At 38.7% G+C, this 7,088-nt stretch carries 7 protein-coding genes; 4 read left to right on the top strand and 3 right to left on the bottom strand.

The genetic code is table 11. From position 1 onward, the window contains the following. The first annotated feature begins 380 nt into the window (after positions 1 to 380). Positions 381 to 1,277 carry a UTP--glucose-1-phosphate uridylyltransferase GalU gene (gene galU, locus QQZ16_RS22340; RefSeq protein ID WP_031539504.1) on the top strand — a complete coding sequence of 299 codons (897 nt, stop codon included), beginning with the start codon at positions 381 to 383 and terminating at the stop codon, positions 1,275 to 1,277. A 163-nt stretch (positions 1,278 to 1,440) separates the two neighbouring features. Then, positions 1,441 to 1,572 carry a hypothetical protein gene (locus QQZ16_RS22335; protein WP_284561797.1) on the top strand — a complete coding sequence of 44 codons (132 nt, stop codon included), beginning with the start codon at positions 1,441 to 1,443 and terminating at the stop codon, positions 1,570 to 1,572. A 302-nt stretch (positions 1,573 to 1,874) separates the two neighbouring features. Here QQZ16_RS22335 and mnmH read toward each other — a convergent pair whose 3' ends face one another. Together mnmH and selD are read right to left on the bottom strand one after the other, a co-directional pair. Further along, positions 1,875 to 2,936 carry a tRNA 2-selenouridine(34) synthase MnmH gene (mnmH, locus tag QQZ16_RS22330; RefSeq protein WP_284561796.1) on the bottom strand — a complete coding sequence of 354 codons (1,062 nt, stop codon included), beginning with the start codon at positions 2,934 to 2,936 and terminating at the stop codon, positions 1,875 to 1,877. Positions 2,937 to 2,954: 18 nt separating this feature from the next. Further along, positions 2,955 to 4,004 (bottom strand): selenide, water dikinase SelD, encoded by a 1,050-nt coding sequence (gene selD / locus QQZ16_RS22325; protein ID WP_031539508.1) that lies wholly within the window; start codon positions 4,002 to 4,004, stop codon positions 2,955 to 2,957. A gap of 178 nt (positions 4,005 to 4,182) precedes the next feature. On the opposite strand from selD, the gene QQZ16_RS22320 reads away from it, so the two are divergent. Beyond that, positions 4,183 to 5,256 carry a permease gene (locus tag QQZ16_RS22320; protein WP_284561795.1) on the top strand — a complete coding sequence of 358 codons (1,074 nt, stop codon included), beginning with the start codon at positions 4,183 to 4,185 and terminating at the stop codon, positions 5,254 to 5,256. Between the two features lie 20 nt (positions 5,257 to 5,276). Here the strand turns inward: QQZ16_RS22320 and QQZ16_RS22315 are convergent, their stop codons facing one another. Beyond that, positions 5,277 to 6,386 carry a GntR family transcriptional regulator gene (locus QQZ16_RS22315; RefSeq protein ID WP_446715482.1) on the bottom strand — a complete coding sequence of 370 codons (1,110 nt, stop codon included), beginning with the start codon at positions 6,384 to 6,386 and terminating at the stop codon, positions 5,277 to 5,279. Positions 6,387 to 6,556: 170 nt separating this feature from the next. Between QQZ16_RS22315 and QQZ16_RS22310 the strand changes: the two genes are divergently transcribed. Then, positions 6,557 to 6,802 carry a hypothetical protein gene (locus QQZ16_RS22310; RefSeq protein ID WP_031539516.1) on the top strand — a complete coding sequence of 82 codons (246 nt, stop codon included), beginning with the start codon at positions 6,557 to 6,559 and terminating at the stop codon, positions 6,800 to 6,802. The last annotated feature ends 286 nt before the right edge of the window (positions 6,803 to 7,088 follow it).

The following is a 7,088-nucleotide window of genomic DNA, read 5'->3' as shown; positions in this document are numbered from 1 at the left end:
CAAGGGTAATTTGCGGTAAAGTAGCCATTATAAGAATCCTTTCTGTGGTTATTTCGTCGTTGTTTTAACCTTATCAGAAATGGATTCTTTTTTCATTTATCAAGTGAATTAACATTTAACAAAAAAGCTTATTGGAATAACGATTGTAACCAATTAATGATTTTCTATGAATAATTCAGGTTCAAGGAAACTATATAATGATATGATAGATGTACGTTATTAAGAACATATTTGCTAAATTATTTCTATTTTTCAACTTAATATAGAACGATTCTATTGAATTTACTAATAATTTACAAAAAAAGAAATTCGGATGGGAGTTCCTTTTAAGCAAAAAAATGGTATAATCATAAAGCGAATTGCCTAAAGGAGGAAATAACTTGAAAAAAGTAAGGAAAGCGATCATTCCAGCCGCTGGACTCGGAACTAGATTTTTGCCAGCAACGAAAGCAATGCCGAAAGAAATGTTACCAATTGTCGATAAGCCTACTATTCAATATATTGTAGAAGAAGCAATTGCTTCTGGGATTGAAGATATTATAATCGTTACTGGTAAAGGGAAAAGAGCGATTGAAGATCACTTCGATTACGCCCACGAATTAGAACAAAATCTTCGTGATAAAGAGAAATTTGAATTGCTTGAAAAAGTTCAATATTCCTCTAATCTAGCAGATATTCATTATATTAGACAAAAAGAGCCAAAAGGATTAGGACATGCTGTTTGGTGTGCGAAAAGCTTTATTGGAGATGAGCCATTTGCTGTTTTACTTGGTGACGATATCGTACAAAGCGATACACCTTGCCTGAAACAACTAATTGAACAATATGAAGAAACACATGCTTCTGTTATTGGTGTTCAATCCGTACCGGACAATGAAACACATCGTTACGGAATTGTAGATCCAAGCGATAGCGAAGGAAGAAGATACCAGGTTAATAATTTCATTGAAAAACCAGCTCCTGGAACAGCTCCATCTAACTTAGCAATCATGGGTCGCTATGTGTTAACACCAGAAATCTTCATGTACTTAGAAAAACAACAAACAGGTGCAGGCGGAGAAATCCAATTAACAGATGCTATCCAACAACTAAACCAAATTCAACGCGTATTTGCATATGATTTCAAAGGAGATCGTTATGATGTTGGCGAAACATTAGGATTCGTAAAAACAACATTAGAATTCGCGCTACAACGTGATGAAATGAGAGAAGAAATTCTTGAATATATGAAGCAAGTGCTTGATAAAGCTGATTTAGATAAAATCAAAGTATTATAAGAAAGAAACGCCTTTTGAGTGCAGGGATATCTGCATTTGAGAGGTGTTTTTTTTTGAAATTTGTGGTGTGAGTGTGGGAGTAATTAGTTAGTTGCTGGTGGTTGGCTGATAAGTTATGTGTTTTGGCTGAAAAGAGCAGTAGTTTGGCTGAAAAATCCCAAGTTTGGCTGAAAAGAGCAGTGTTTTGGCTGATAACCCTCAAGTTTGGCTGAAAAGAGCAGTGTTTTGGCTGAAAAATCCCAAGTTTTGGCTGAAAAGAGCAGTGTTTTGGCTGAAAAATCCTAAGTTTGGCTGAAAAGTGCTGAAGTTTGGCTGATAAACCCTCAATTTTGGCTGATATCCCAATATCTCTTCCCTCGGTTTTGCTTATGTCTTAATGTTTCCAGCCATAATTCCAAATTTCTATCCGAACCGACTCCAAAATTAGAAGTAAAACCACAAAACGGTACCCGAACCGACTCTGCATTTAATCACAACTGCAAGATCCCTTTCCCTCATTCTCCAGTCTACACGCACACCCTCAAAACCCAAAAAAAGCTTTATCACTTGTTCAAAATAACAAGTAATAAAGCCAGTTCTAAAATCAAAGTTTCTAAATTAGTTCACTTCGCTCTTCGCTGAAGTCCGACTCTTCTTTTGCCACAGTTCCTTCACTTTGATGATCGCATCCTCTGTGTTTTGCACATATAAATCGATCGTTTGCTCATCTTTATATTGTAAAGCCGTTCTTTCATAGAGCGGATCATAATAGTAGGTTAACAGCAATTCAACAGCTTCAGCATAGTTTCTAGTCTGTAGAGCTTCTTCCATTTTAGCAGCCGCGGGTGTGTGGATGCGCCGCTTGATTAATTGGAATGCTTCTACACATTCATCATGATGATTGGCTGGAGAATAGCCAGCCAATATATGCTGAACTCGCTCCTCGATTGGCATATGAATAAATAGCTGAAGGCCAGCCTCCTTTTTTTTCAAAAGAAAGTCAGGCAGCAGTACTTTGCCAATCCGTTTGCTTTCACCTTCCATTAAAAAATAAGGAGAAGCAGGAAGCCTTTCGATTTCGCCGACAAGTAAGGAGTCGAAAGTCTTCTGATTATGGGGCTTGAGTCCAATTTGTCCAAAGATGGAGCCGCGATGATTGGCCATTCCTTCCAAGTCCAATACAGGAAGTCCTTCTTGCTTTAAATGCTGTAAAATAACCGTTTTATTGGAACCGGTATAGCCGTTTAAGACAATTGCTTCCTGAGCCATTTCCATTGCATCTAATTGTTGGATAACCCACCTGCGATACGTTCGGAAACCGCCTTGCAAGCGGTAGCTATGAACGCCCACTAAATCAATAACGGTTGCTGCTGTTTTACTGCGCATGCCGCCCCGCCAGCAAAAGACCACTACATCCCTTGATAATTCTTGGAATGACTGAATGAAAGCAGGCAGTTTTGCAGACACAATTTCCAAACCGCGAGCTTTTGCCGCTTCCACACTTACCTGCTTATAAAGAGTCCCAACCTCTGCTCTTTCCTCATCTGTAAAAAGAGGGATATTGATACTGCCAGGAATCGTATGCTCGTTAAATTCAGAAGGAGAGCGAACATCTACTAAAGAAAATTCTTTTTTCTCCCGTAATTCAAATAATCGTTCAATCGTTATATCTTGAAACAAGGTAGCTCCGCCTTTCTCTCACCCAACAAAAATATGACCAGGGCTCTCTTCTGTGACGTCGCCAATGATGGCAGCTTCTACACCAGTGCCAACTAATTCTTGCAGCAATGCATCTGCTTGGTCGCCTTTAACGGAAATCAACAATCCACCAGAAGTAACGGCATCGCATAAAATCAATTGATCGATTTCATCCAATTCAGAGGAGAACGTTACATCGCCTTCTAAATGTGCAAAGTTATTTTTCGTTCCACCAGGAATAACGCCTTCTTGTGCTAATTCTTTTACGCGCGGAAGGACAGGAACTTGCTTGGATGCGATTTTAATAGTGGTATTGCTTCCTTTCGCCATTTCAGAAGCATGTCCAAGAAGTCCAAATCCAGTGACATCTGTACAAGCATGCACCTCATAAGCTTCCATCACTTCTGCCGCCTTCTTATTCAGTGTAGCCATAACTGTCGTAACACGTTCAATTTCTTCTGTTGTCAAAAGGCCTCTTTTAATCGATGTAGTTAAAATGCCGACACCAATTGGTTTAGTTAAAATTAATTTATCAGTCGGCTTAGCACCGGCATTTGTACGTACTTTATCTGGATGAATCGTACCAGTGACAGCAAGGCCAAATTTAGGCTCTTTATCATCAATCGAATGACCGCCGACAAGTGTAGCACCAGCTTCTTTCACTTTATCGCCGGCTCCGCGCATAATATCAGCCAAAATTTCTTTTTCCAATACAGAAATCGGGAAAGCAACAATATTTAAGGCAGTTAGTGGTTTGCCGCCCATTGCATAAATATCACTTAAGGCATTTGCCGCAGCAATTTGTCCAAATGAATAGGGATCATCTACAATCGGTGTGAAGAAATCAACTGTTTGGACAATCGCTAAATCATCTGTAAGTTTGTATACGCCAGCATCATCGCTTGTATCTAAGCCAACAAGAAGATTTGGATTTTTTTCTGCTGGTGGCAGTGTACGAATTACTTCAGATAAATCAGCAGGCCCAATTTTACAGCCGCAGCCTCCTTTTGAAGATAAAGATGTAAGTTTAACGGAATAAGACTGTGTCATATGACACCAACCTTCTTTCTAGTAAAATAAATATTTTTTTTATAAGTTTCATTATCTATTATAAAGCAATGGGAAGCTCAATGCATGCTATGTAGATTGGATGGGAAAAAAAGGAGGGTAAATCTTTTTCGAGTGTCTAAAAATAAATATATGATATAATTTAATCGCACTTAATTTAATGATAACGAAGGTGAGAGAGATGAGTACGTTAACAGAGGAGCAATCAAGCCAAAAAAGAACGTTTTGGTTCGCTTTTCTATTTATAGTAGTTACAGTAATTGGTCTTACTTATGTGAAATGGTGGCCTTATTATCATAAAGCGATCCTTTCTTTTCAAACACATTCTATTGGAGATTCGATTCTCCAAGATCAGATTTCTAACTCTTTTTCATGGAGTGCAGCAGTAAGTTATACGGTTGCCTACTTCCAATCTGTATGGAAAGCAGCAGTTTTAGGTATTCTGCTCGGATCGCTTGTTCAAGTGCTGTTACCGTCAGGATGGCTGTTAAAAGTATTAGGAAAAACTAGCTTTGGCAGTACAGCAGCTGCAGGACTTGCTTCCATTCCAGGAATGATGTGTACTTGCTGTGCCGCGCCAGTTGCGGTTGGTCTTCGCAAAAAGAATGCTTCTGTCGGCGCAAGCTTAGCTTTTTGGATTGGAAACCCGACTATCAATCCAGCAACTTTAATTTTTATGACATTCGTCCTTTCTTGGAAGTTTACATTATTACGACTTGTGATTGGACTAATTTTAACCTTTGGCATTAGCTATCTCGCTAATCGGTTTGTAAAGGATACACCATCTGTATCTGTTGATAAATTAATAGAAGATGCCGAAGAGGATAAGCGTTCCTTTATGAAAAGATGGCTTGCTTCTTTAGGAAGCATGATTCTTTATGTTGTTCCGGCGTATGTTCTATCTGTTTTAATATTAGGAGCTGCACGCTTTTGGATTTTCCCACAATTAAGTGACAGCATGTCTAATAGTTTGATTGCTATTCTGATTTTTGCCATTGCTGGAATGCTCTTTGTTATTCCAACAGCAGCAGAAATCCCAATTATCCAAACCCTTATGATGATGGGGCTTGGGGCAGGGCCAGCTGCCGCTTTGCTTATTACATTGCCAAGCATTAGCTTGCCTTCCTTATTAATAGTCGCTAAATCCTTCCCAAGGAAAGTGCTCGTATTTGTCAGTCTTTCCGTTGTTGTATTAGGCATTATCAGTGGATTAATAGGAAAAGTAATTTTATAGTAGCCAAGGATCCGCATGTGTCAAAACACGGCGGATCTGTTCTTATTGATGACATCGGTCGATGAACGTACGATTAATTCTGGTTCATAAATAGTTGATGAATCGAGTTCTTTGCCCTCAACTACTGCAATAATGAATTTTGCGGCATCGATTCCCATACGGCTTTTGGGATGAGCAATGGTTGTTAGGTTTATTTCTTCTGCTAAAGAAGAATCATCAAAACCGATAAGAGAGACATCCTCTGGTACGGATAATTGTAATTTTTGTAAAACCTTTAAAGTAGATTGTGCGACGAAATCGTTGTAACAAACAATTGCAGTGGGCATCGTCTTTTTGTTTGTAAGCGTATTCAACAATTTCTCCTCAAAATCATCACATAATTGTTCCGTAGTAAAGGTTACCATAAGCTCCGGAACAATCGGAAGCTTCCCATTTCGCATCGCCTGCAAAAAGCCCTTCATCCGATTGACTCCCTGCAAATCATCCGATTTAAAGATGCCTAGAATTTGTCCATGACCAAGTTTAATCAGATGCTCTGTCGCCATATATCCTCCTTTGACATCATCCATGATGAAATGAAAAGGAGAAAGCTGCGAATAAAACTGATTAATCATCACATACGGAATATTACGTTCCTCCAGCTCCAGATAATAGTCCATATTGGGATTAAATTGACTGCTTTTCGTAGGCTCCAAAATAAGTCCATCCATTTTCAAATCAAGGAGATTCCGAATACATAGGCGTTCTTTGGCATGATCATTTTCCGTACAAACTACTGTTAAGGAGTAGCCTCTAACCTTTAAGTAGCTCTCCATTCCACGAATGATTGATGGGAAAATATAATCGGATATATACGTTGCCATCACCCCAATATTCTTCCCATTTGTTCGGTTATCACCTATTTTACTAGCAAAAGGCTCCCCACAAAAAGTGCCAACACCCGGCTCCCGATAAAGCCACCCATCATCCACAAGCTCTCCAATCGCTAGGCGAACCGTATTCCTGCTTACATCAAACAGTTTAGAAAGCTCATACTCCGAATAAATCCGCTCCCCGGGCTTCACTCTCCCATCCATCACCCAATCCTTTACCGCCTCTACCACCATTAATTTCTTCGAATGTCGCCCCACCATTTAGTCCCCCTTTAATTGAAAATCTGTTACTTCTAAGAAATGCAGACAATTCCGAAGATATACTTAATTCCGGTTTTTTATTCAAGATTGTTGGGTTTTGGGTTGATGGAGGTGTAAGGGAATTGGGGGAGAGTTGCAAGTGAAAGGAGGGGATTGCAAGTAAAAGTGTGAGTGTCGCAAGTGAAAGTGTGGGAGTTGCAAGTAAAAGTGCGAGTGTCGCAAATAAAAGGGTTGAAGTTGCAAGTAAATGTATGAAAGTTGCAAGTAAAATGCCAAAACTAGCAAATAAAGAGGTAAAAGCCGCAAATAAAAGATTTGAAACCGCAAATAAACTCCCACCTCACCACAATCCAATATCAAATTGCGCAAAAAATTACACTAGCAAGTTAATTCTACCTACCTTTCTAAAATAGGACATAAAACCTCTATTACCACCAACTATTATTTGTATAAAGCGAAAATTAGTATAGACATTTAAATTTTTAAGCATATACATTATAATGAAAACGATAACAGAAGAGAAGATGAATAACATTATAATTACTAGATTAGAAGACTCAACGACAAAAGATAAAGTCCTGCGGTAATATGTCAAGTACCAAAATCTAAGGAATTGGAAATTGTAAGCCAACCAATACCTAAAAAAGACAATACTTAAGAAACCCAGTAAGATATTAAACCATTTACTGGAAAATATTG

The sequence above is a fragment of the Bacillus sp. T2.9-1 genome (assembly GCF_950097965.1).
Classification (GTDB): Bacteria; Bacillota; Bacilli; order Bacillales; family Cytobacillaceae; genus Niallia; species Niallia hominis.
The sequence above is the reverse complement of the archived record's forward strand: the minus strand, read 5'-3'. Positions and strand labels throughout refer to the sequence as shown.

Excerpts from the sequence above, each read along its gene's own strand:
- QQZ16_RS22320 (WP_284561795.1), top strand. The coding sequence starts at position 4,183 with ATGATAACGAAGGTGAGAGAGATGAGTACGTTAACAGAGGAGCAATCA.
- selD (WP_031539508.1), bottom strand. The coding sequence starts at position 4,004 with ATGACACAGTCTTATTCCGTTAAACTTACATCTTTATCTTCAAAAGGA.